The organism is Arthrobacter glacialis, assembly GCF_002909415.1.
GTDB lineage: Bacteria > Actinomycetota > Actinomycetes > Actinomycetales > Micrococcaceae > Specibacter > Specibacter glacialis.
This window is the reverse complement of the sequence record NZ_PPXB01000007.1, coordinates 127,925-150,239: the sequence shown is the minus strand read 5'-3', so window position 1 is coordinate 150,239 and position 22,315 is coordinate 127,925. Positions and strand designations below refer to the sequence as shown.

The window sequence follows — 22,315 nt, the reverse complement described above, 5'->3', positions numbered from 1 at the left end:
AAGAGGAAGGGCCGTCTGTGAGTTCGCAGGACCGAACCGGCAGCCGACGCGCAAAAGTCATCCCCATGGCTGGGATGGCGATTGCCGGAGCGTTAGCTTTGTCTGGATGTACGGCAGAGAGTAAGAACGGCTGGTTGCCAGCCGAGCGTGATACCACCAATCACACGGCGGGAATCATCGATCTATGGGTTAATTCCTGGATCACAGTCTTGATTATTGGCCTGATCACCTGGGCCTTGATCATCTGGTGCATCATCGCGTACCGCCGCCGCAAGGGTGCCACTGGCTTCCCTCGCCAGGTGAGCTACAACCTCCCGCTGGAGGTTTTTTATGTGTTGGTGCCGTTGTTCATGGTTCTGGTGTTCTTCCACTTCACAGACGTGGAGCAGAAGTCCATCAACGCCCGTGTTGACAGCCCGGATGTCACTATTGATGTCCGCGCCAAGCAGTGGTCATTTGACTTCAACTATCTTGAAGGCAACGACATCAAGGAAGCTGTTTACTCAGCTGGCGTTCAGGCCACACTGGATGGCAAGCCGATCGACAAGTCGAAGCTGCCCACCCTGTACTTGCCCGTGAACCGCTCTGTTGAGCTTCAGCTGAACTCCCGTGAAGTGATTCACTCCTTCTGGGTGCCGGCATTCTTGGACAAGAAGGACATGCTGCCCGGCAAGACCAACTACATGACCCTGACGCCGACGGCGCTGGGCACGTACGACGGTAAGTGTGCCGAACTTTGTGGTGAATACCACTCCGAAATGCTTTTCAACGTCAAGGTTGTCACGCAGGCCGAATTCGACGCGCACCTGGCTGAGCTCAAGGCCAAGGGCCAGACCGGCGCCTTGGGCGAAGAGTATGACCGCAATCCCAACGCCGCCACCACCGAGAAGAAGTAGGGGGACGAGGAAAGTGTCTACGCTCGAGTACTCAGCAACCGAAGTGAATTCGGCTGCTCCGCGGGTGGTTCCCGTATCCAAGGGGCGCATCGTCGTCAACTGGATCACCTCAACCGACCACAAGACGATCGGGTACATGTACCTGATCGCAGCATTCATCTTCTTCTGTCTCGGTGGCGTCATGGCGCTCATCATTCGGGCGGAGTTGTTTGAGCCTGGTATGCAGATCTTGCAGACCAAGGATCAGTACAACCAGTTGTTCACCATGCACGGCACCATCATGCTGCTCATGTTTGCAACCCCGTTGTTTGCCGGCTTCGCCAACGTCATCATGCCCCTGCAAATTGGTGCACCCGACGTTGCCTTCCCGCGCTTGAACGCCCTGGCTTTCTGGTTCTTCCTCTTTGGCAGCACCATCGCAGTATCCGGGTTCATCACTCCCCAGGGTGCCGCAGCGTTTGGTTGGTTTGCTTACGCACCGTTGTCCAACACCACGTTCAGCCCTGGTGTTGGTGGCGACTTGTGGGTCTTCGGTCTGGCACTGTCAGGCTTCGGAACCATCTTGGGTGCCGTCAACTTCATCACCACCATCATCTGCATGCGTGCCCCCGGCATGACCATGTGGCGCATGCCGATCTTCACCTGGAACACTTTGGTTACGGCCATCTTGGTCCTGATGGCCTTCCCGCCGTTGGCAGCTGCACTGTTCGCCCTGGGTGCTGACCGCCGATTCGGCGCGCACATCTTCGATGCCGAATACGGTGGCGCCATGCTGTGGCAGCACCTCTTCTGGTTCTTCGGACACCCAGAGGTTTACATCATCGCCTTGCCGTTCTTCGGTATTGTCTCTGAGATTTTCCCGGTCTTCAGCCGCAAACCTATCTTCGGCTACAAGGGCCTGGTGTTCGCCACCATCGCCATCGCCGCCTTGTCAGTGACCGTGTGGGCTCACCACATGTACGTCACAGGCCAGGTCATGCTGCCGTTCTTCTCCTTTATGACAATGCTCATCGCAGTGCCAACGGGTGTGAAGTTCTTCAACTGGATTGGCACCCTGTGGCGAGGGTCGCTGACCTTCGAGACCCCCATGCTGTGGAGCCTTGGCTTCATGATCACCTTCTTGTTCGGTGGTCTGACAGGCATCATCTTGGCATCGCCCCCGTTGGACTTCCATGTTTCTGACACCTACTTTGTGGTTGCTCACTTCCACTACGTGGTCTTTGGCACAGTGGTGTTCGCCATGTTCGCCGGCTTCTACTTCTGGTGGCCCAAGTTCACCGGACGGATGCTCAACGAGCGTTTGGGCAAGATCCACTTCTGGCTCTTGTTCCTGGGCTTCCACGGCACCTTCTTGATCCAGCACTGGTTGGGTGTCCTGGGCATGCCGCGTCGCTACGCCGACTACATGGTGGAGGATAACTTCACCTGGATGAACCAGTTCTCCACCATTTCCTCGTTCGTCCTGGGCGCATCGATGATCCCGTGGTTCTGGAACGTCTACATCACCTGGCGCAGTGGCAAGAAGGTTGAAGTTGATGATCCTTGGGGCTTTGGTGCTTCCTTGGAGTGGGCAACATCCTGCCCGCCGCCGCGTCACAACTTCACGTCCTTGCCGCGCATCCGTTCGGAGCGTCCGGCCCTGGATCTTCACCATCCGGAGCTTGCCCCGCACTACGTACCGGCAGCAGCAGTAACTTCGAAGGGAGCAAGCAAGTGAAGGTAGAATCTTGGTTGTTTTTGCTCACCGGCGCTTTCTTCATTCCGGTGGCCACCGTGTACGGTTTCATGACCCACTGGACGGAGCCCGTAGGCTTCCTGGGCATGTACCTGTTGTCCGGCCTGTGCATCATGGTGGGTGTTTACCTTTACTACACGGGTAACCGTGTTGGACCTCGTCCCGAGGACCGCCTTGACGCCGAAGTTCACGAAGGCTCCGGCGAACAGGGGCACTTCAGCCCCTGGAGCTGGTGGCCGCTGGTTTTGGCTCTGTCCTGTGCTGCAGGGTTCCTGGGCTTGGCAGTGGGCTGGTGGATCTTCATGGTCGGCCTGGGCCTTGCCGCTATTGCACTGGTTGGCTGGGTTTACGAATACAGCCGCGGAGACCACGCACACTAGCATTGCCCGGCTCCAGCAGCCGGTTGACTTGAACAAAGTAAAAGGGATTGTCCCTCACCACATGGTGGGGGACAATCCCTTTTTTGTGCCCGGCTGAAGCACGAGTGGGCAGAAGTTAGGAGGGGTCTGTCAGGTCCGTCGCCAGCAGCTCCGCCAAGTGGTCCACGGCAGCACGCACGGCGTCGCCATCGGCATCGCACGGGCCCACAGCCAATTCAACCTCAGTGCCGTGTTGGAAGTCGGCACTCATGACCGCCAACAGCGACCGTCCGTCAATGGCTTCCATGCCTTCTTTGGACAGGGTGATAGGCAGGCCCGTGCGGTTGACGGCCCGGACAAAAACTGCTGCCGGGCGGGCGTGCAAGCCGACGCTTGCAGCCACGGTGATCTTGCGGGTGTACATTCACTGGCTCCTAGAAAGTAGATGTTTCTGTAATGAGAGTAGTCGTGTTTTAGGCTGGTAGTTGTGAGCAAAGGAGTTTCATGAGCTATTTGGTCCCGCCGGCGAAAGAGATCCCGGGGGAGTTGGACAGGGAGTCGCCTGTCTCCGTCCATGTCCAATTGCGTGAACTGTTGCGCAACTATGTGCTGTCCTCCAACAAGTCCGGGCGGCAATTGCCTTCAGAGCGGGACATGGCGGCCCATTTTTCCGTGGCCCGCATGACCCTGCGGCACGCCGTGGAAGCTCTCGTGGAGGAGGAGCTCCTAGAACGAGTGGTGGGCGTGGGAACCTTCGTGGCCCGCACCAAGTTGGATGTGACCCTCAAACTCACTTCATACTCCGAGGAGATGGCGCGCCGTGGCATGCGACCCTCGGCGCGGGTGCTGGCCTTTGAACAGATTCGCGCCACGGCCCGCCTGGCGCGCGAACTGCAGCTGGAGGAGGGGCAGGCAGTCATCAGGCTGCGAAGGCTGCTGCTGGCCGACGACGAGCCTATGAGCGTGGATGAGAACTTCCTCCCCGCCTGGCGTGTGCCGGGCATTCTCGACGCCGGACCGCCGTCGTCCCTCTACAACGTCCTGGGCGAGCGTTACGGCCTGGTCATTGAGTGGGGTGAGGACATCATCGAAGCCAACGCCGCAACACCCTCCATTGCCCGGCTGTTGAAAGTGGATATAGGCGCCCCGGTGCTGCGCACTGAACGCCATGCCTTTGTCTCCCGATCAACCGTGGACTATTCGGTGTCCTTTTACCGGGCTGACCGTTACAAGCTCCGTGTGCCCCTGCAGCGCCCCGGCGTGCGTACCCGGCGCATGTACTAGAAGGGGGCTCCGGACGTCCACAGCGCGGCGCGGGCGGCCCGTGAAGGCATCAAATCCGGTAGGGCAACAAAAAGCAGTGGCCGGTTCCTCGAGGGAACCGGCCACTGCTTTTTGTTTCAGAACTGCTTTTTGTTTCAGAACTGCTTAGTGCTTGATGGCCTTGTCATCGTCACTGGCTTCGATGGCCTCGTGATGGTGTCCGGCTTCCAGCTCCGAAGGCGTTGCCGGGGCAACACGATCCTCGAAGAAGAATCCGCTGAGCTTGGCTCGCAGGTTTTCCTTCTTGGTGACAATCCCGTTTTCGTTCGGGATGCCCTCTTCGGCAACGGGGGACTCGTAGCCAACCAGCTTGTAGCGCTTGTAGTCATCGAGCTGTGCGTGGATTTCCTGGAACTCACCGTGCGGCAGGCGCACAATGCGGCCGGTCTCGCGGCCGTGCAGTGCAATCTCGCGGTCCTTGCGCTGAAGCGCCAAGGCAACACGCTTGGTCACAATGAAACCAAGTACCGGGCCAATGAAGAACAGTGCGCGCAACCAGTACGTGACATCGTTCAGGGAGACCTGGAAGTGTGTTGCGATCAAGTCGGAGCTTGCAGCAGCCCACATGACGCAGTAGAAGATGAATCCAGAAACGCCGATGGCCGTACGGGTCGGTACGTTGCGCGGACGGTCCAGCACGTGGTGCTCGCGGTTGTCGCGAGTTACCCAGCGCTCAATCCACGGGTAGAGGAACAATGCGGTGAAGACGATTCCGGCAGGGATCAAGGCCGGGCCAAGAACGTTGAAGGACAAGGTGTTCACGCCCCACGGGAACGGAATGTGCCACTCCATCGGGATGTTGAAGAACCAACCTGGCATGAGGCGCAAGGCACCATCCACCCAACCGATGTACCAGTCAGGCTGTGTGCCTGCTGAAACGGGGGAGGGGTCATAGGGGCCGTAGTTCCAGATGGGGTTGATGGTGAACGTTGCAGCAACGAATGCGATGATGCCGAACACGATGAAGAAGAAGCCGCCAGCCTTTGCAGCGTAAACCGGGCCGAGGGGGTAACCCACCACGTTGCGGTCATTGCGTCCCGGGCCGGGGTACTGCGTGTGCTTATGGATGACAACCATGAACAAGTGGATGGCGATCATGAGCAGGATCAGCGCCGGCACCAACATGATGTGCATCATGTACAGGCGGCCAATGATGACAGTGCCTGGGAACTCCCCGCCAAAGAGGAAGAAGGAGATGTAGGTGCCCACAATGGGAATGGACTTAACCACACCATCAATGATGCGCAGACCGTTGCCGGACAGCAGATCATCGGGGAGTGAGTAGCCGGTGAAGCCGGCAGCCATCGAGAGGATGAGCAGCACGCCGCCCACCACCCAGTTCAGTTCACGAGGCTTGCGGAATGCGCCCGTGAAGAACACGCGCAGCATGTGCACCGATACGGCAGCCACGAACAACAGGGCTGACCAGTGGTGAACCTGGCGCATAAACAAGCCGCCACGAATCTCGAAGGAGATGTCCAGTGAGGAGCTGTACGCCACGGACATTTCCACGCCCTTGAGGGGCACGTAGGAACCGTTGTAGTGGGTCTCCGCCATGGACGGGTCAAAGAAGAACGTCAGGAACGTACCTGAAAGAAGCAAGATGACGAAGGTGTACAAGGCAACTTCGCCGAACATGAAGGACCAGTGGTCAGGGAAGACCTTCCGGCCAAATTCACGCAGCATGCCCGAACCGCCCACGCGCTCATCAACAAAGTTGGTGATGCGCCCTGTGGCGGTCTTGGGCTCAAATGTGGTTTGCGGTGCTGTCGACATAATTAGCCACGCTCCCAGAAGCTCGGTCCAACAGGTTCATGGAAGTCGCTCTGGGCGACCAGGTAACCCTCGGCGTCAACCGTAATGGGCAGCTGCGGGAGCGGGCGAACAGCCGGCCCGAAGATGACCTTGCACTCCTGCGTCAAGTCAAAAGTTGACTGGTGGCAGGGGCACAGCAGGTGGTGTGTCTGCTGCTCGTACAGGGCAACAGGGCAACCGACGTGGGTGCAAATCTTGGAGTAGGCAACAATGCCGTTGTAGGCCCAGTCTTCGCGACCCTCGGAAGGGTTGAGGTCTTCCGGGTTCAAACGCATCAGCAGAACAACTGCCTTGGCCTTCTCGTTGAGCTTGCCGTGTTCGAGCTTGTTCAAGGACTCCGGAATCACGTGGAAAGCCGAACCGATGGTGACATCGGCTGCCTTGATGGGGGTGCCATCAGGATCGCGAGACAAACGCTCGCCTTCCTTCCACAGCGTGTGACGCAAGGCGTTGCCCGGCAGGGGGCCAAGATCGCGGAAGATCGCAATTGCCGGCAGGGGGGCCAGTGCGACGGCGCCGATGAGGGTATTGCGGATCAGCGGGCGACGCTTGATGCCAGTCTCGTCAACGATGTCATCGATGATCTGAATGGCTGCCAGCCGGTCTTCCTCGGAGCGCAGTTCGTGACGCTCTTCAGCAACTTCATGGTCCGGCATGAGGGCGCGGGCCCAATGCACAATTCCCGTTCCAATGCCCAGCATGGCAAATGCCACGCCTATGCCAAGGAAGGTGTTCTGCAAACGCAAAGTGTCCAAGGTGTCATCAAGACGAACGCCAAAGTAGCCAACGAAGAAAATCAGCGTGCCAACGATGGAAATGATAAATAGCCATGCCACCTGGTGCTCGGCCCGCTTTGCAGCCTTGGGGTCCGTGTCAGCTAGTCGCAAACGATGTGGTGGCAGTCCAGGGTCCTGGAACTTATCCACCTCATCGTGACCAGCCTTAGCTACGGCGTCCGAGCTTGTCGGCGTGCCGTCACTATGGTTGCCCATAATCCCCTCATCCTTCTCTTATCCCGGCGCATTCCCGGGGTCGTAATGTATGTATCTGGTGGCTGCTGGCGCAGCCAAAAACCTGTGGTTCTTGAAACTTAGGAAGTCCTGGACGTCAGCCAGATGGTGAAGCCAATGACTACGCCAAGGACGGCAGTCCAGAGGAACAAGCCCTCGGATACCGGACCGAGCGAGCCAAGCTTGGCGCCACCGGGGGAGCCCTGGTTCTCAATGGTGTTCAAGAAGGTGATGATGTCGCGCTTGCCCTCGGGGCTGATGTTGGCGTCGTTGAACACAGGCATGTTCTGCGGGCCGGTAACCATGGCGCTGTACATGTGGCTGTTGGACACGCCAGCCAGTGGCGGTGCAAACTTGCCACGGGTCAGTGCGCCACCGGCAGCGGCAGCATTGTGGCACATGGCGCAGTTCACGCGGAACAGCTCGCCACCAACAGCTGCGTCGCCGCCGCCGTCAATGAACTCCTCGGCCGGCATCGCCGGACCGTCACCCAACGTGGCTACATAAGCGGCCAGTTCACGGGTCTGTTCAGTATCGAACTGCTTGGGCTTTTCACGAGCCTGAGGCCCCTGCATCTGCATGGGCATACGGCCCGTGCCGACCTGGAAGTCTACTGCGGCCGCGCCGACGCCAGCCAAGGACGGTCCTGCGTCCGAGCCGCTGGCGCCCATCCCATGACAGGTGGCGCAGTTGGCGATAAAGAGCTTCTCGCCCTCTTCGACCTGCTGCGCGGTAAACGTGGTGGTGTCGGCCTTGGCCTCATTCATGGTTGTGACAACGGCGTATAGCCCACCTGTCAGCATGAGCCCCATCACTAGCAACGCTAGTGCAGCCAGCGGATGACGTCGCTTCTGCGAAAGTGCCTTCACTTGGTGGTTCCTTTGATCTATATCCAGCAGCCCCTAGTGAGAGCCGCAAATGCTAAGTCTTACTTGTATAGAAGAAAGCTGTTGGCAGCTTACTTCAGGACGTAGATGACCAAGAAAAGGCCAATCCACACGACATCCACGAAGTGCCAGTAGTAAGAAGTGACGATCGCGCTGGTTGCTTCGAAGTGTCCAAACTTCTTTGCAGCATAGGCGCGGCCAATGATGAGTAGGAATGCAATGAGTCCGCCAAGGACGTGCAGGCCGTGGAAACCTGTTGTCATGTAGAAGGCTGAGCCATAGGGGTTTGAGTTCAGTGTCACGTGCTCGGAAGTCAGCATCGCGTATTCGGTCGCTTGACCGGCAACGAAGATGGCACCGAGAACGAAGGTCAACAGGAACCACTCCGTCATTCCCCACTTGGAGAACTGGAAGAGGCGTCCGGTGCGGCGAGGCCGAAGGTTCTCCGCAGCAAACACACCCATCTGGCAGCTGAATGAGCTGGAAACCAGGATGATGGTGTTCACCAAGGCGAACGGGAAGTTCAGCTTGGCCGTTTCTTCAGCCCACATCCCACCAGTGGTGGAACGCAGTGTGAAGTACATGGCAAAAAGGCCGGCAAAGAACATCAGCTCACTGGACAACCAAACTACGGTTCCTACAGAAACCATGTTCGGTCGATTCAGCGTCGGATGCGCCGGGGTACTGGGGGCATGGGTCGCAGTTGTCACATAGACATTATGTCTATAAAACTCCAGAGTTCCCAATGCAAAATGCCGTTTGCCGGATCTTTTTCTACAAACTTGCGAAATTCCGGCGGATTCACAGCCTAAACCCAGATGCGTATGCACAACACGATGCGCGTGTCAATGGTCACATTCCGAAGGCGGCGGCCGATTTCCACTAACATCTTGAGAGTGAATCCTCTCCCAAACACTGTTGCCGACACCCGCACCTGGCCAAACCTCATTGCCGCCTTGATAGCCAAGGAAGACCTCAGCCAGGACGCAACACAGTGGGCCATGAACACCATCATGGCCGGAAACGCCACCGATGTGCAGATTGCCGGGTTCCTGGTGGCCTTGCGTGCCAAGGGCGAAACGGTCGCCGAAGTGACCGGCCTGGTGGAGGCCATGCTGGCCAATGCCCGGCCCATGCATGTTTCCACGGATGCCCTCGATATTGTGGGCACCGGCGGAGACAGGCTCAATACTGTGAACATTTCCACCATGGCCTCCCTGGTCTGCGCCGGCGCAGGGGCCACGGTGGTCAAGCATGGCAACAGGGCCTCCTCCTCCGCCGCAGGCTCGGCAGACGTGCTGGAGAGCCTGGGCGTCCGTCTTGACCTTTCCTTGGAGATGGTGACGCGTGCGGCTAGCGAAGTGGGCATCACTTTTTGCTTTGCCAACTTCTTCCACCCGTCCATGCGACACGCAGCTGTTGCCCGGCGCCAGCTCGGCATTCCCACGGCGTTCAACCTGCTGGGCCCGTTGACCAATCCAGCGCGCGTGAACGCCTCAGCCATTGGTGTTGCGGACGCGCGTCTGGCACCCCTGGTGGCTGGCGTGTTGGCGGCGCGCAACGTGCGAGCCTTGGTGTTCAGGGGCAGCGATGGGCTGGATGAACTCACGACGACGGGCACCTCCACTGTCTGGGAGGTCAGGGACACGTTAGTCACGGAACTTGCTTTTGACCCCTTGGATATTGGCATCCCCAGGGCCACCATTGAAGACTTGCGCGGCGCCGATGCAGCATTCAACGCTTCCGTTGTTCGGCGCATCCTGGACGGTGAGCGAACACCCGTCCGCGATGCCGTGGTCCTCAATGCGGCCGCGGGCCTTGTGGCCTACGACCAGTCGGCCTCAGGCACCCTGGTGGAACGCATGCACTTTGCCGCAGCCCGGGCCGAGGCGGCCATCGACGGCGGCGCTGCCGCGAACGTTCTGAAGAACTGGGTTGCACTCTCGGCTGAGGGTGCTGGCGAATAGTCTTCGCGCACCAACCCACCGGTTAAACAGGTGAAGGGCTCCCTGGAGGGCCCTTCACGTGTTGGTGGTGAACATGCTCAAGCCAGCACAACCAGGGCCGGCGCCAAGCCCTAGTTCAGAGCGCGCGCCGCGCTGGCAGCCTGCTGCACCACGTCGGCGTCGGTGGCAAAGTAGCTGTGGTCCTCGGCCTGGGCTGCTGCCGTGATGGGCTCGGGCAGGATTTGGGTGACCACGCGCTTGGCCGAGAGGTGAACGTCGCGCAAGCCGGCAGCGTGGAAGGCGGAGAAATCGCCGATGCCAACACCGCCGCCAGCCATGACATCCAACCGACCCTGGGCCGCCTCATGCATGGCCCGCAGTTGTGTCAGGCCCTCACCCGCACGGCCGGCTCCGCCAGAGCTCAGGATGCGCTGCACCCCAAGGTCGGCCAGCTGTGGAACGGCAGCTGCGGCGTCGTGAAGCTTGAGATGGTCCACTGCCCTGTGGAAGGTGATGTGCAGGCCATCCGCTGCCGCAATCAGCGTCTCAACAGTGGAGTAGCCAATGGTGTCCGCCGCGGTCAGGGCGCCAATCACAACGCCCGTGGCACCGGCGTCGCGCAGGGCCTTGATTTCCTCAACCATGAGGGCAACCGCAGCACTGTCATAAACGTAGTCACCGGGGCGCGGCCGGACCAGGGCATGAATGGGCAGGTTCGGTTCGGCGTCGCGAACGCTTTTGAGCAAACCGTGGGACGGTGTGAGCCCGCCCAGTTGCAAAGCGCAGCAGAGCTCAATCCGGTCGGCACCGTGCGCCGCTGCCAGGTGAGCTCCGGGGACATCCTGGACAGCAATTTCGAGGCGCATCCGGCGGTTCAGTGGTCGAAACCGAGGGAGAACGCTGCATCCAAATCAGTTTGCGAATAAGCGCGGAAGGAAATCTGGGTGGTGGTGGAGACAATTGACTTAACCTTGGAAAGCTTGTCGGCGATCACATCTGCCAGCTCCTCATGCTTTTGCACGCGCGCAATGGCAATCAAGTCCCATTCACCCGTCACCGAATAAACCTCACTGATTCCGGCGAGCTCAGAAATCTCTTGGGCGGCTTCGGGTATCCGGGAGGCATCAGTCTTGATCAAGACAAAAGCGGTGATCACAGGCGGGGTCCTTGTCGTGTGGCTTAAGCAGGCGGAAAAATGCTGCGCGATGTCACAAAAACGCAGTTCGTTGCCTCCATCGTAACGCAGGGGATTCGCTAATTATGGGCTTTTGGTGCCACGTGTCACACGTGTTGCAATGAGCCGGTGGCCCAGCAGGAACACGGCCAAAACAAGTGTTGCCACCACCACAAAGGGGGTCGCCGCGGTAGCGCCGGAGAGGATGCGCAAAGCCATTCCGCCGGCCACGGTGATCATCCACAGGCAGACGCCGTGCGGCCACACACGCAGCGGCTGCACCCAGGTGCGGCAAACCAGCCAGCCCACAGCCAGTGCAGCGAGAAATGGCCACGCTGTTTCCAGCACGCCACCCACGGAAAGATTTTCGCTGTGGGAGCTGCGTCCGGACAGGGCAAAGATCAGCACCAGGACAATGTCCGCGGCGATCGTGTAGAAAAGAATCTTCGAACTGGGGCGCGTCTGTGTTTGAGTCACTCATGGAAGTTTAGTCGTAAACTTGCAGAGGTGGCTGTGCCGTTGGGCCGGTCACTCCGGTTGACATTCCCCCTACCGCGACACAGGAGGCGACGTGCGGCTCTGGTTGCTGCGCCTGCTCAACATTGTCCTGGGAGTCGGTGGAGCGCTGCTTTTTCTGGCTGGCGCGATTTCCTTGACGTCCAAGCAGTGGGTGGCGGGGATCCTTCCGCCCACCCTTGCCGTGGTCCTCGGCGGCACGGCCTTTTGCCTCTGGTTGGTCCTGTCTCTGGTGATGGCCGACGCCGTCAAAGCCAAGCCCCGCCGTCGCCCTTAAGAGCGTCGCCGACGAAGAACTCGTCTCGGCGAAAGCTACCGGCAAGTAACCATTGAAGCCGGTGGCCTGCCGCTCTAGGCTCGTCCACAGACCGGAACAGTTGTCTGGTCTGTGTCTCGATGAATGGATGTGGTGGCAATGGCAGGAATTGGTACATGTTTGTGGTTTGATGGCCAGGCGGAAGAAGCAGCAAGTTTTTATGTGGGGTTGTTCCCGAATTCCCGCATTACGGACGTGGCACGTTGGGGTGAAGGCGGCCCGGGGGAGCCCGGCACTGCATTAACAGTTGCCTTCGAACTGGATGGGCGCAGTTTTCGTGGCCTGAACGGCGGCCCCATGTACTCCTTTACGGAGGCAATCTCCTTTGAGCTGTTCTTTGACAACCAGGAAGAGCTGGATGCCACGTGGAATGCCTTGACGGCCGACGGCGGCGAGGAAAGCCAATGCGGCTGGCTCAAGGACAAATTCGGGGTGTCCTGGCAATTGATTCCCGCCATGCTCACCAGTGTTCTCAATGGTCCCGACCCGGAAGGCTCACAGCGCGCCATGGCCGCCATGCTGGGCATGCAAAAGCTCGACATTGCCGCATTGCAGGCCGCTTACGACGGCTAAGCGGTCTGTGCTGGATGTTGTATTACGGCACGCTTGAATTCTTCTAACGAAATTGCGTCGTCCTGCTTAGACTGAAGATCACGTATCCCGGCTGAAGCCGGGCCGGATCTGGTGTGTGGCCGGCCGGAGGAGAGAAAGGCCTGCTGATGTCCAGTCGTCAAGTACCGGCAGGGGCCGCTGAGGCTGTTGCCCACGCGTCGTGGCTGCCACTCATTGTGGTGGTTCTAACCCAAATTCAAGCATCGTTTGCCGTGAACGCGCTGACAGTATCCATGCAGGGCATCACCACGGACCTGAACACGCCCGCCACGAACATTGGCACGGCCATCACCGCCGGAACGTTCGCCATGGCCGCGTTCATCCTGCTCGGGGCCAAGGTGGGGGCCAAGTTTGGTTCACGCAAGGTCTTCCAGATCGCCGTGGCCATCCACGGGCTCTCCATGGCTGCGGTGGCGCTAAGCGTCAGCCCGGTCATGCTCTTTGTTGCCCAGGCGCTGTCCGGAGCAGTGATCGCCTTGATTGCACCGGCCCTGGTGGTCTTCATCGCGGCCAACTTCAAGGGGGACCAGCAGGCCAAGTCCATTGGCTTCCTTGCGGCGGCCATCCCGGCAGCAGGGGTGCTGGCACTGCTGATTGCCGGATCCTTCGCCTCAACCATCGGCTGGCGCTACTCCTTTGGGCTCATTGTGCTGCTGGCAATTGTGAACTTTGCCTTGAGCTTCAAGCTCAAGAACATTGCCCCGATGCCCGAGGTGGCCATCGACTGGGTGGGGGCCATGGTTGCGGCCGTGTCCATCATTTTCCTGAGCTTCGGCTTCAGTGGCATGAACTCCTGGGGCGTGGTGATGGCCACCGAGGCCGCGCCGTTCAATGTGCTGGGCCTGTCACCGGCGCTGGTCCTGATTGTGCTGGGCATCATTGGCGGACAGGTGTTCTTCATGTGGCTGCGCAAGCAAAAGTCGCTGGGACGCCCGCAAATCTTTGACCTTGACGTGTTGAAGTCGGGGCAGGAGAAGGCCACCACGTTCGCCATGGCTGCCATGCTGTTTGTGGGCACGGCGGCGAACTTCCTGATTCCCCTGTACATCCAGATTGTGCAGGGCCGCTCAAGCTTCCAAACCTCCATCTCCATCATTCCCTACACGCTGTCCATCTTTGTGGCCAGCTCCATGGTGGCCCAGTTCTACGATAAGTTCACGCCCCGGAAGCTGGCACGCATGGGCTTTGTTGTGGTGTCACTGGGCCTCATTCTGCTGGCCTTCACCATCAGCAACAGCTGGGGCCAGATCTTCGTGGTGCTGGGCCTGATCACCCTGGGCCTGGGCCAGGGTGCCATTGTGGCCCTGGTGTTCAACACCTTGCTGTCGGCATCCCCCAAAAGGCTTGCCGGTGACGTGGGTGCCTGGCGCGGGTTGGTGCACAACATTTCCGGCTCGGTGGGCATCGCGGTGGCGAGCGTGTTCGCCGTCTCGATCCTGGCCATGAGTGTCACGGCGGGCATGAGCGCCCACGATGAGATCCCGGCCGATCTGCAGCAGCAGATTCCGTTGGACAGCGTGAATTTTGTGACCAACGACCACCTCAAGGATTTCCTGGCCACCACCTCGGCAACCGCCGCCCAGGTGGATGCCGCCGTGAAGGTTAATGAGGACGCCCGCCTGCAGGCCCTGAAGATTTCCCTCCTCGGACTGGCGGCCATCGCCATGCTGGCGATTGTGCCGGCTGGCCGGATGCCGAACCGGCTCCCGGGGGACCTGCCCGAGGACCTCTCCAGCGGCCGCCCGCCCACCACGGCGGAATTGGCCGCTGAAGCTAAACTTCGCGACTGAGTGCCTTCATGCCCGTTGGCTTCTGGGATACTGGCAACCATGCCTGCCTCCTTTGAATGTGTCACCCGAACCACCATGAGCCGAGCTGAGCTGTTTCACCTTTCTCTGAGTATTGATGCACACACGGAGTCGATGGGGCATTCGAAGGAAACGGCCGTTGCCGGAGTGACATCCGGGTCGATTGGTCTGGGGGAGGAAGTAACGTGGCGGGCCTGGCACTTCGGCGTTCCGCTGCGCATGACCTCCAGGATCACCTATCTGGAAACGCCCAGCTGTTTTGTTGATGAGCAAGTCAACGGCCCGTTCCGCTATTTCCGGCACGTTCACGACTTTCGCGAGGACGCTGCCGGGACCACCATGACTGAGCGAATCGAATTCGCTGCCCCTTTTGGTCCGTTGGGGCGTTTGGTGGAGAAGATGGTTCTGACCCGGTACTTGAAGAAGCTCATTGAGACGCGGAACGAGTTCCTGGTTTCCGGCGCATAGCGTCCACACGAGTGCGGGGCTTGGCCACTGCGTCGTTCCAGCCGGCTCACAGCAGTGCGCGCAGGTAACGCCGTCGAACTACTAGTTGTGCGAGCAAGAGGATCGGGAACAGGGCGCGCCACGGTTGCTGCGGTGCCGCGCGGGTGAGCGATCGGATACTCAGATGCACCTGGTCTCCCTTGCGGTGGATAATGAATGCTTCCTCGCCGCTGACCGGATGCCCGGGCAGAGTCTTGTAAGCGAAACCCACCCGGTCCGGCTGCTCCACCACGGCCACTACTTCCACAGGCTCATGAACCGTTATCCCGAACATCCGTGCCGTGACGATCACACGCTGGCCGGGCGCAACAGATTCGGTTGAATCCACGGAGAATCCACTTGCGGTCTTCACTTTCCAGCGCAGCACTTCAGTTGCAGCGCGTTCCCAGACGCCGTCACCGTTTCCCACCACGGCTGTGACTTCCGAACGTCGGTACTGGGCATCGCCGTGTGGCCAGACACCTAGATCGGGGCTTGTCATTGGTTGTCCCTTTCGCGATCCAGCTGACTGTCAGCTCCTTAGAATCTAGCCCATGCCGCTCTGAGCCGAACAGAAAAGCCAAGTGCCCGGCGTCGCCCGTTCTCCTGCTTGTGGGTACCTTCCGAGTACGCTGGAACCTACCCATGATGGACAGGAGCGCACGATGGCCCAGGCAACGATGATGAGTGCTGCGGCAAGCAAGGTGTTGGCCGAGTTGGCTGCGCTGGAGGATCCGAAAGCCCGCGCCGTAAACGAGAAGCATGGTGACGACCACGGTGTTAACCTGGGCAAGCTGCGCGCCATGGCGAAACGGCTGAAGACGCAGCATGAGCTTGCCCGCGAGCTGTGGGCGACGGGCGACACCCCGGCGCGGCTGGTGGCGCTGCTGATTTGCCGCCCCAAGGATTTTGGGCGCGATGAACTGGATGCCATGATGCGCGAGGCCCGGATACCCAAGGTGAACGAGTGGCTGGTGAACTACGTGGTGAAGAAGAGCCCGCATGCCCAGGAATTGCGGGTGGCCTGGTTCACCGATCCGGACGCGTCGGTAGCCAGTGCCGGGTGGGCGCTGACCAGCGAACGGGTGGTGAAGAAGCCCCAAGGACTGGATCTTGCGGAATTGCTGGACATCATTGAAGCGCAGATGAAGGAAGCTCCGGACCGGCTGCAGTGGGCCATGAACTTTTGCTTGGCCCAGATCGGTATTGAGCACGCCGAGCACCGCGCACGGGCCCTTGACATTGGGGAGCGTCTGGAAGTGCTCAAGGACTACCCAACGCCACCAAACTGCACCTCGCCGTTCGCACCCAGCTGGATCAACGAGATGGTGCGCCGCAACAACGAAAAATAGTTGGATTGGCGGCCCGGGCTGATCCGGGTGCCGCCCAAGGTGCACCGATTCCTGCTTTGTGACAATTCCCCGTCATAATGGTCAGTGTCGTTGCGTCAGATAGGAGCTCATGGAGCCAATCTCCGCCCGACATTTCAGGGTCCAGCAGGCCCGGATCCAAGAACCTGGCACTGTCTTGATCCGTCAATGACCACCAGTCGGGAAGCCAAAAATGAGCAATATATCTGTTGCACCTCAAGAAGAATCTCCAACGAAGCCAGTCCCCGCCAGCGGAATACAGCCCGGCACTCCCATGGACCAGGCAGAGAATGAACTCAAACGAGGGCTGAGCAGCCGCCACCTCCAGATGATCGCCATCGGTGGCGCCATCGGCACCGGCCTCTTCGTAGCTTCAGGTGGAACCATTGCCCAAGCCGGCCCCGGCGGTGCACTGGTTGCCTACCTCTTGGTGGGCCTGATGGTCTTCTTGCTGATGCAGTCCCTGGGGGAAATGTCTGCAAGAATTCCCGTGGCGGGCTCATTCCAAACCTACGCAACCCGCTTCGTATCGCCGTCGTTCGGGTTCGCCATCGGCTGGAACTACTGGTTCAACTGGGCCATCACCGTGGCTGCCGAGCTGGTCGCCGCGGGAATCATCATGGACTTCTGGTTTCCCGGGGTGCCTGGGTGGCTCTGGGCCGGAGTTTTCCTTGTTCTGCTCACGGCAATGAACGCACTCTCGGCCAAGGCCTTTGGCGAAAGCGAATTCTGGCTGTCACTGATCAAGGTGGTGGCAGTCGTGCTTTTCCTGGTGGCAGGTGTGCTGATGATCTTTGGCATCCTGGGCGATAATTCACCGGGATTCAGCAACTGGCAAAACCGTGAAGATGTGTTCCACGGCGGCTGGGTTTCCATCATTTCCGTCTTCATGATCGCCGGGTTCTCCTTCCAAGGTACCGAGCTGGTGGGTGTTGCAGCAGGGGAGGCCAAGAACCCGCGCCGGGAAGTTCCCCGAGCAATCCGCTCCGTCTTCTGGCGCATCATGATCTTTTACATTGGCGCCATCTTCGTCATCGGTTGCCTGATTCCGTTCACCGACCCGAGCCTGTTGGCCTCCGGGGAAGCAGACATTGCAGCGTCCCCGTTCACCCTGGTCTTTGAACGTGCGGGAATTGCCTTTGCGGCTGCCTTGATGAATGCCGTGATCCTTACGGCCATCCTCTCCGCAGGCAATTCCGGCCTCTACGCCTCAACCCGGATGCTCTATGCAATGGCCCATGATGGCAAGGCGCCGAAGATCTTCGGCCGGACCAACTCACGCGGCGTCCCCATGGCTGCGTTATTGGCCACGGCCGCGGTGGGACTCTTTGGGTTCCTCAGTGCCATCGTCGGCCAAGGGGCCGCCTACGCGTGGCTGCTCAATGTCTCCGGATTGTGCGGCTTTATTGTCTGGGCAGGCATCGCGCTCTCGCACTACCGCTTCAGGCGCGGATTCCTCGCCCAAGGCAACAAGGTGAGCGATTTGCCCTACAAGGCGTCGTTTTTCCCGATTGGACCGCTGCTGGCATTCGCCGTCCTTATTGTGGTGGTTGCCGGGCAAAACTACCAGGCCGTTCTGGCGGGACGTGGGCTGGAAATCCTTTCTTCCTACATCGGCATTCCGATCTTCTTGGGCCTGTGGCTGGTCCACCGACACGTCACCAAATCACGAGTTGTTCCCCTCCTCGACATGGATCTCAGTGGACCGAAAGACGTTGAAGAGGACGCTTCCTCGTAGCACTTGTGGGTCGAGGGGGATCGGCTCGGTGGCATGTTCGACGTCGGGAGCTGGCTCCGGTGAGCAACCCTCCCGTTGCAGGGTTGCATCCATGCGATGGTTCAGGTCGGTGCGGTGGTGTCGTAGGCATTTGGACACCGGTACGGCTTAGGCTGAGTTGGTGACACCTACTCCCGTTCCCAGCCCCTCAGACCCCGTGCAATGGTGGGATCTTTTCGCGTCCATCGGGCCCATTGCGATTATCTTGGGCGCTTTGGTGGCAGGGCTCGTGGGGTGGAGGACGATTCGTCAGCGCACTGTTGCTGACGCTCGCAGCGAGTGGTGGAAGCGAACGCAGTGGGCCATCGAAATGGCTCGCGAGAAGGATCCGGACGCGAGAACGCTCGGATTCTCAATCCTCACGTTGCTGGCCAAAAGCAAGCTGGCTGCCCGTGAGGAGCTGCTGTTGCTCGACGAAGCCCTGCGAACACTCAAGAACCCCACCAACGGTGAGCGGGCTGTAGTTCAGCCAATTGAGCCGGAGGCGGTGTCCGGGTCAGAGCCGGAGGCAACCCCTCTAAAGGATCAGTCAGCGTGGAAGATATTCTGGCAACGACTGACAGGGTCGGCGCCAGGCAATGAGTACGTGCAGACTGATCTGGACTCAGAGGACGACAACGGCAACAATGGAAGCAACGACGAAAATGAGGAGCTCCCGTGAGTCTGATGACACCAGCATCGAAAAAAGAGCAGGGCTTTCAGCAGGTGAGCGACCCAAATACAGCGCCAAGGTCTCTCGGTGAACAACGCGCGCAGATTGCCGCTGCACGGCTTCAGGTAACACTTGACCGCCGGCTGGGGCGCAAGTCCTCATCTGCGGACAAGGCCTTGGCCAAGAAACCGCTCTAGGCTTTCCGCCGGGCGCGGAGGGCTAGGACGGGACGGTCAACAACTTCGGGTGGAAGATATCGCCGCGGTCGGTAGCTGCCATGCGGGCGCAGAACCCCGGGTCATGCGGGTCATGGACCACCGCCATGTCCGGCCACACGAAGCCATCGCGTTCAAGAGTCCCCGCCAAACGTTTGACGTGAGACTCCTTGTAGGAGCACCGGAGCTCACGTACTGTGAAGAAAATCACACTCGAACGATGCGAACGGCGGCAACCATGGCGGACAACGATGAGACCGGCCCGGTCGACTACCTAGTGGTGGAGTTTCCGGGGAATCGGATGACGGGAGAAGGGTTCCCCATCTTGGTCGACCTGGTCGATCGAGGGATTATCCGCATCCTCGATCTGGTGTTCATCCACAAGGCTTCCGACGGGGCAGTGACCGTGTTGAACGTTGCAGACTTTGATGGTGACGGCCAGCTTGATCTCGCTGTTTTCGACGGGGCTTCATCGGGTCTCCTTGACGATGACGACATCGCCGAAGCGGGTGGCGTCATCCAGGCGAATAGCTCGGCGGGCGTCGTCATTTACGAGAACCTTTGGGCAGTGCCCTTCATCGGTGCTCTACGGCGAGGGGGAGCGGAACTGGTCGCGAGCGGGCGGATCCCGTCCGCAGACCTTGTGGCTGCGCTCCAGGCCACCGACGCCGGTTAATCCACGCGGCGAATTGCACGACTCCAATCAACTAAGGAGAGACTACTATGCCAGGACTTCTCAGGGGCATCGCCCGCACCGCCATTATCTCAGGAACCGCCACCGCCGTCTCCAATAACGTCTCACGACGACAGGCCAATAGATGGTCTCAACAGGCGAGCAGCCCCGAACCACTGCCGACCGCGGCCACGCCGGCCGCCTTGCCCCCCTCTGTCGAAGACCCGGTCGTTCTGCTCACGCAGCTCGCCGAACTGTACTCCAAGGGATTACTCACCGACGAAGAGTTCACCCGCCAAAAACAACGAATTTTGGGCTAAACCCGATACCGCTTAGTGGTTACTGGCGCCTGGGCGGGCCCGAGGCAACAAGATGCTGGTCGGTGTCGCAACTGAAGTCATGGGGCTGCTGGGGTTCGGCCGGTGCCGCATGGTCATGCTTAAAGACGCGTCCGCCGCAATCCAACATCCGTGCGTATCCCACTGCATTGCTCCAGCCCCGCGGTGACTACCGATGGCCGGAGCGGGTACCGCCGTACCTCACGGAGTCGCAGATTGTTGTTTTACAGTCGTCTCCAGCCCGCACTGCTGGGGCATCCAAGCAGCCTCGAATGTTCCCGGGCCGATCGCCTTGTCGCGATGCACGTGCGAACAACCCCGGCCAAGTGGAGAGCCCATAGCTGGATCCAATGCTCGATGACGCCAGGGCATCAGTCCAGTGCGAAACCTTGGGCGGGATGCCCCATCCGTGGATCCGTCAGAGCAGCACAACACTGTTCCCGCCAACCTCCAACGCCTGACCGTCACGAAGAGCCCAATAGGGTTTGCTTGCCCACGTCGACCTGGACCATTCCGTACCTGGACAAGGCGTCCACCGTCGAGTCGTACTCGTCAAGGCCCAACAGGCTTGGTGCGAGGACACAACCCCCTGCACTGATTCCGGCGCATGGAGTCATTCTCCCGACTGTCTGCGGCCATGGTTCGGCCGTCAGCGATGACCTCGCGCCCTCCTAAGCGTGGTCGGGGGGGCTCGCCACAGTGGGCAATCGACATGTGAAAGATCCAGTCGTCAAGGTTTAGCTCGCCAATTCGATTGAAATCGGTTTGCTTGTGCTTCGCCGTGGGTAGGCTGTCATGAGCGACACGGTCCGCTCAAGACGGGCAATGACGATCTTGCATGGGGCCGGGAACACTCGATCGCCTCAACTCGCAGATCGACGGGTGGGTGCTCGCGAGCCCACTCGCACACGGCCTCTTTCAGGTGTTCTACGCGGCCGGGCTCGAAAAAACCCCGCACTATAACGTGTCCGGTGAAGGGGTGGCTGACTACATCCGGCGGCAGGACGGAGCACCACCTATTGGTGGCCCTCGAGCGAGGCGAGTTGCTCCGGACCGGCCATGAAAGAACGGACCCTCGAATCTCTAGCAGGGCTTTCGGGAGGCCACTCCTTATCTGGACGGCGGCCACAATGCGCCACATCGCTGTGCTTCGGCTCAGTTCGCACCAACAAGCGTGCCACCGGGTTCCGCGTTCCAGGCGCGAGCGGAAGCGACAGAAAGGTCCTGAATGCAAAAAATACTTTTTGCATTCAGGACCTTTCCCGAGGAGCCCCAAAAACACTGTGGGGCTCCTCTTGACTACTATGAGGAGGCGTTCTAGATCGCTGAGACGATCCAAATGACCAAGGCAATGGCCACCAAAACACCTACGATTGTCCATACAAGACTGCTTCCGCGCATGTAGTAACTCCCGTTCTCTTCGTTGTCATCTCCCATAAAACTTATAAGAGACATTGTTCACTTTATAGGTACCGGGAGTGCCTCAACGCTCGAGTACACGCCAGCGCCATTAATTTTTTTTCGTGATCGTCCGCAGGGTGCCGTTACGCGGATTCTCCCACGCTTGTGCGTGGTTAGTGCTCCGCGTCTGCCGCGGCTTTCTTCTTGGCGTTTTTCTCGGCGTCGTGCTCTGCGCGCAGAGCTTCCGCCTCATGTTGCTCTTCTGCCTTTTCCTGGTGGATTACCTCGGCAAAGAGCTTCTCCATCTCCTTGGCCACGCCAGCAGCTGAGGCCGGGTTTTGTCCGGTTACCAGCCGGCCGTCGACCACAACCTGCTCCTCGAAGACGTCGGCGGGGATGTGAGTGGCGCCCTGTTCCACAAGCCGGTCTGCCAGGAAGAACGGGATGACCTTGTCCTTCCCTGCCGCAACCTCCTCGTCGTTGGTGAAGGCAGCCACATTGCGGCCTTGGACGAGGCCGAGCCCGTTCGGTAATTTCACGTTCACCAGGCCGGCCGGTCCGTGGCAGACTGCGCCCACCAAGCCGCCGGCGTTGTAGACGCTGGACACCAGGTTCGCCAAGCCTTCGCTGTCCGGGAAGTCCCACATGGTGCCGTGGCCTCCCACGAGGTAGACGGCGTCGTACTGTTCGGGATCAACGACGTCGACGCGGGCGGTGTTGTAAAGGCCGGCGCGTGTGGCCTCGTCCTTGGTGAAGGCAACCTGGATGGGATCGTCGGAGTCGACTTCATCGCGAGGGGGCTGGCCGCCCTGGATGGAGGCGAAGTCAACGAAATGTCCGGAATCCTTGAAGACCTTCCAAGGATGTGCGGCCTCGGCCACGTTGTAGCCGGTCTTCTCTCCTGTATTACCGATCTCGGAAACGCTGGTCAGAACCATGAGGATTTTCTTCATGAAGTGCTCCTTTCGTCCACTTCCCACCCTAGGCGAGTGTCTGGCGACCTGCC

At 59.7% G+C, this 22,315-nt stretch carries 26 protein-coding genes; 15 read left to right on the top strand and 11 right to left on the bottom strand.

All coding sequences use genetic code 11. The features are described from left to right. Positions 1–17 precede the first annotated feature (17 nt). Genes ctaC through CVS28_RS10730 form a run of 3 tightly spaced genes read left to right on the top strand, consistent with a single transcriptional unit; the run spans position 18 to position 3,011 of the window. Positions 18–896, top strand: a complete 879-nt coding sequence (gene ctaC, locus CVS28_RS10740) for an aa3-type cytochrome oxidase subunit II (RefSeq protein ID WP_103481494.1) — start codon at positions 18–20, stop codon at positions 894–896. A 13-nt stretch (positions 897–909) separates the two neighbouring features. Beyond that, on the top strand, positions 910–2,613 hold the full coding sequence (gene ctaD / locus CVS28_RS10735; protein ID WP_103465764.1) for an aa3-type cytochrome oxidase subunit I: 1,704 nt from the start codon (positions 910–912) through the stop codon (positions 2,611–2,613). Then, entirely contained in the window at positions 2,610–3,011 is a 402-nt protein-coding gene (locus CVS28_RS10730; RefSeq protein ID WP_103465763.1) for a cytochrome c oxidase subunit 4, read from the top strand. The genes ctaD and CVS28_RS10730 overlap by 4 nt, the downstream gene beginning before the upstream one ends. 115 nt (positions 3,012–3,126) lie before the next feature. Here CVS28_RS10730 and CVS28_RS10725 read toward each other — a convergent pair whose 3' ends face one another. After that, positions 3,127–3,414: an HPr family phosphocarrier protein gene (locus CVS28_RS10725; RefSeq protein ID WP_103465762.1), complete on the bottom strand. Its 288-nt coding sequence runs from the start codon at positions 3,412–3,414 to the stop codon at positions 3,127–3,129. Between the two features lie 80 nt (positions 3,415–3,494). On the opposite strand from CVS28_RS10725, the gene CVS28_RS10720 reads away from it, so the two are divergent. Next, positions 3,495–4,274 carry a GntR family transcriptional regulator gene (locus CVS28_RS10720; RefSeq protein ID WP_207767499.1) on the top strand — a complete coding sequence of 260 codons (780 nt, stop codon included), beginning with the start codon at positions 3,495–3,497 and terminating at the stop codon, positions 4,272–4,274. 144 nt (positions 4,275–4,418) lie between these two features. Here the strand turns inward: CVS28_RS10720 and qcrB are convergent, their stop codons facing one another. The 4 genes from qcrB to ctaE form a co-directional block, all read right to left on the bottom strand. Then, on the bottom strand, positions 4,419–6,089 hold the full coding sequence (qcrB, locus tag CVS28_RS10715; RefSeq protein ID WP_103481493.1) for a cytochrome bc1 complex cytochrome b subunit: 1,671 nt from the start codon (positions 6,087–6,089) through the stop codon (positions 4,419–4,421). Positions 6,090–6,091: 2 nt separating this feature from the next. Beyond that, positions 6,092–7,120: a cytochrome bc1 complex Rieske iron-sulfur subunit gene (gene qcrA / locus CVS28_RS10710; protein WP_103481492.1), complete on the bottom strand. Its 1,029-nt coding sequence runs from the start codon at positions 7,118–7,120 to the stop codon at positions 6,092–6,094. 98 nt (positions 7,121–7,218) lie between these two features. Next, complete coding sequence (qcrC, locus tag CVS28_RS10705) at positions 7,219–8,007, bottom strand: cytochrome bc1 complex diheme cytochrome c subunit (protein ID WP_103465759.1); 789 nt, start codon at positions 8,005–8,007, stop codon at positions 7,219–7,221. A gap of 89 nt (positions 8,008–8,096) precedes the next feature. Beyond that, positions 8,097–8,735, bottom strand: a complete 639-nt coding sequence (ctaE, locus tag CVS28_RS10700; RefSeq protein WP_207767498.1) for an aa3-type cytochrome oxidase subunit III — start codon at positions 8,733–8,735, stop codon at positions 8,097–8,099. A gap of 186 nt (positions 8,736–8,921) precedes the next feature. On the opposite strand from ctaE, the gene trpD reads away from it, so the two are divergent. Continuing rightward, positions 8,922–9,992, top strand: a complete 1,071-nt coding sequence (gene trpD / locus CVS28_RS10695) for an anthranilate phosphoribosyltransferase (protein WP_243399829.1) — start codon at positions 8,922–8,924, stop codon at positions 9,990–9,992. Positions 9,993–10,102: 110 nt separating this feature from the next. Here trpD and CVS28_RS10690 read toward each other — a convergent pair whose 3' ends face one another. From CVS28_RS10690 to CVS28_RS10680, 3 genes are all read right to left on the bottom strand, one after another. After that, on the bottom strand, positions 10,103–10,837 hold the full coding sequence (locus tag CVS28_RS10690; RefSeq protein WP_103465757.1) for a copper homeostasis protein CutC: 735 nt from the start codon (positions 10,835–10,837) through the stop codon (positions 10,103–10,105). An 8-nt stretch (positions 10,838–10,845) separates the two neighbouring features. Then, positions 10,846–11,127, bottom strand: coding sequence for an Lrp/AsnC family transcriptional regulator (locus CVS28_RS10685; protein ID WP_103465756.1), 282 nt, complete (start codon positions 11,125–11,127; stop codon positions 10,846–10,848). 102 nt (positions 11,128–11,229) lie between these two features. Then, on the bottom strand, positions 11,230–11,622 hold the full coding sequence (locus CVS28_RS10680) for a DUF3054 domain-containing protein (protein WP_243399828.1): 393 nt from the start codon (positions 11,620–11,622) through the stop codon (positions 11,230–11,232). A gap of 94 nt (positions 11,623–11,716) precedes the next feature. On the opposite strand from CVS28_RS10680, the gene CVS28_RS10675 reads away from it, so the two are divergent. From CVS28_RS10675 to CVS28_RS10660, 4 genes are all read left to right on the top strand, one after another. After that, positions 11,717–11,938 (top strand): hypothetical protein, encoded by a 222-nt coding sequence (locus tag CVS28_RS10675; RefSeq protein WP_103465755.1) that lies wholly within the window; start codon positions 11,717–11,719, stop codon positions 11,936–11,938. A gap of 138 nt (positions 11,939–12,076) precedes the next feature. Continuing rightward, positions 12,077–12,550, top strand: coding sequence for a VOC family protein (locus CVS28_RS10670; RefSeq protein WP_103465851.1), 474 nt, complete (start codon positions 12,077–12,079; stop codon positions 12,548–12,550). A gap of 146 nt (positions 12,551–12,696) precedes the next feature. Further along, positions 12,697–14,379, top strand: coding sequence for an MFS transporter (locus CVS28_RS10665; protein WP_103465754.1), 1,683 nt, complete (start codon positions 12,697–12,699; stop codon positions 14,377–14,379). Positions 14,380–14,418: 39 nt separating this feature from the next. Then, the gene (locus tag CVS28_RS10660; protein WP_103481491.1) at positions 14,419–14,865 is read left to right on the top strand and encodes an SRPBCC family protein; all 447 of its coding nucleotides are present in this window, start codon (positions 14,419–14,421) and stop codon (positions 14,863–14,865) included. Between the two features lie 46 nt (positions 14,866–14,911). On the opposite strand, the gene CVS28_RS10655 is transcribed toward CVS28_RS10660, so the two are convergent. Further along, positions 14,912–15,385 carry a DUF1990 family protein gene (locus CVS28_RS10655; protein ID WP_103465752.1) on the bottom strand — a complete coding sequence of 158 codons (474 nt, stop codon included), beginning with the start codon at positions 15,383–15,385 and terminating at the stop codon, positions 14,912–14,914. A gap of 163 nt (positions 15,386–15,548) precedes the next feature. Between CVS28_RS10655 and CVS28_RS10650 the strand changes: the two genes are divergently transcribed. From CVS28_RS10650 to CVS28_RS19415, 4 genes are all read left to right on the top strand, one after another. After that, a complete protein-coding gene (locus CVS28_RS10650) occupies positions 15,549–16,235 on the top strand; it encodes a DNA alkylation repair protein (protein WP_103481490.1) in 687 nt (228 codons plus the stop codon). Between the two features lie 292 nt (positions 16,236–16,527). Beyond that, entirely contained in the window at positions 16,528–17,991 is a 1,464-nt protein-coding gene (locus CVS28_RS10645) for an amino acid permease (protein WP_103481489.1), read from the top strand. Between the two features lie 160 nt (positions 17,992–18,151). Continuing rightward, on the top strand, positions 18,152–18,691 hold the full coding sequence (locus tag CVS28_RS10640; RefSeq protein WP_133159105.1) for a hypothetical protein: 540 nt from the start codon (positions 18,152–18,154) through the stop codon (positions 18,689–18,691). After that, positions 18,688–18,879 (top strand): hypothetical protein, encoded by a 192-nt coding sequence (locus CVS28_RS19415; protein ID WP_103465748.1) that lies wholly within the window; start codon positions 18,688–18,690, stop codon positions 18,877–18,879. The genes CVS28_RS10640 and CVS28_RS19415 overlap by 4 nt, the downstream gene beginning before the upstream one ends. Before the next feature lie 22 nt (positions 18,880–18,901). Here the strand turns inward: CVS28_RS19415 and CVS28_RS19410 are convergent, their stop codons facing one another. Continuing rightward, positions 18,902–19,108 carry a holo-ACP synthase gene (locus tag CVS28_RS19410; RefSeq protein ID WP_133159104.1) on the bottom strand — a complete coding sequence of 69 codons (207 nt, stop codon included), beginning with the start codon at positions 19,106–19,108 and terminating at the stop codon, positions 18,902–18,904. Between the two features lie 9 nt (positions 19,109–19,117). On the opposite strand from CVS28_RS19410, the gene CVS28_RS10635 reads away from it, so the two are divergent. Both CVS28_RS10635 and CVS28_RS10630 read left to right on the top strand, forming a co-directional pair. Beyond that, the gene (locus CVS28_RS10635) at positions 19,118–19,573 is read left to right on the top strand and encodes a DUF6325 family protein (RefSeq protein WP_243399827.1); all 456 of its coding nucleotides are present in this window, start codon (positions 19,118–19,120) and stop codon (positions 19,571–19,573) included. 47 nt (positions 19,574–19,620) lie between these two features. Beyond that, positions 19,621–19,890, top strand: a complete 270-nt coding sequence (locus tag CVS28_RS10630) for an SHOCT domain-containing protein (protein ID WP_103481487.1) — start codon at positions 19,621–19,623, stop codon at positions 19,888–19,890. Positions 19,891–21,482: 1,592 nt separating this feature from the next. Here the strand turns inward: CVS28_RS10630 and CVS28_RS10625 are convergent. Further along, positions 21,483–22,262 carry a type 1 glutamine amidotransferase domain-containing protein gene (locus CVS28_RS10625; RefSeq protein ID WP_103481486.1) on the bottom strand — a complete coding sequence of 260 codons (780 nt, stop codon included), beginning with the start codon at positions 22,260–22,262 and terminating at the stop codon, positions 21,483–21,485. Positions 22,263–22,315 lie beyond the last annotated feature (53 nt).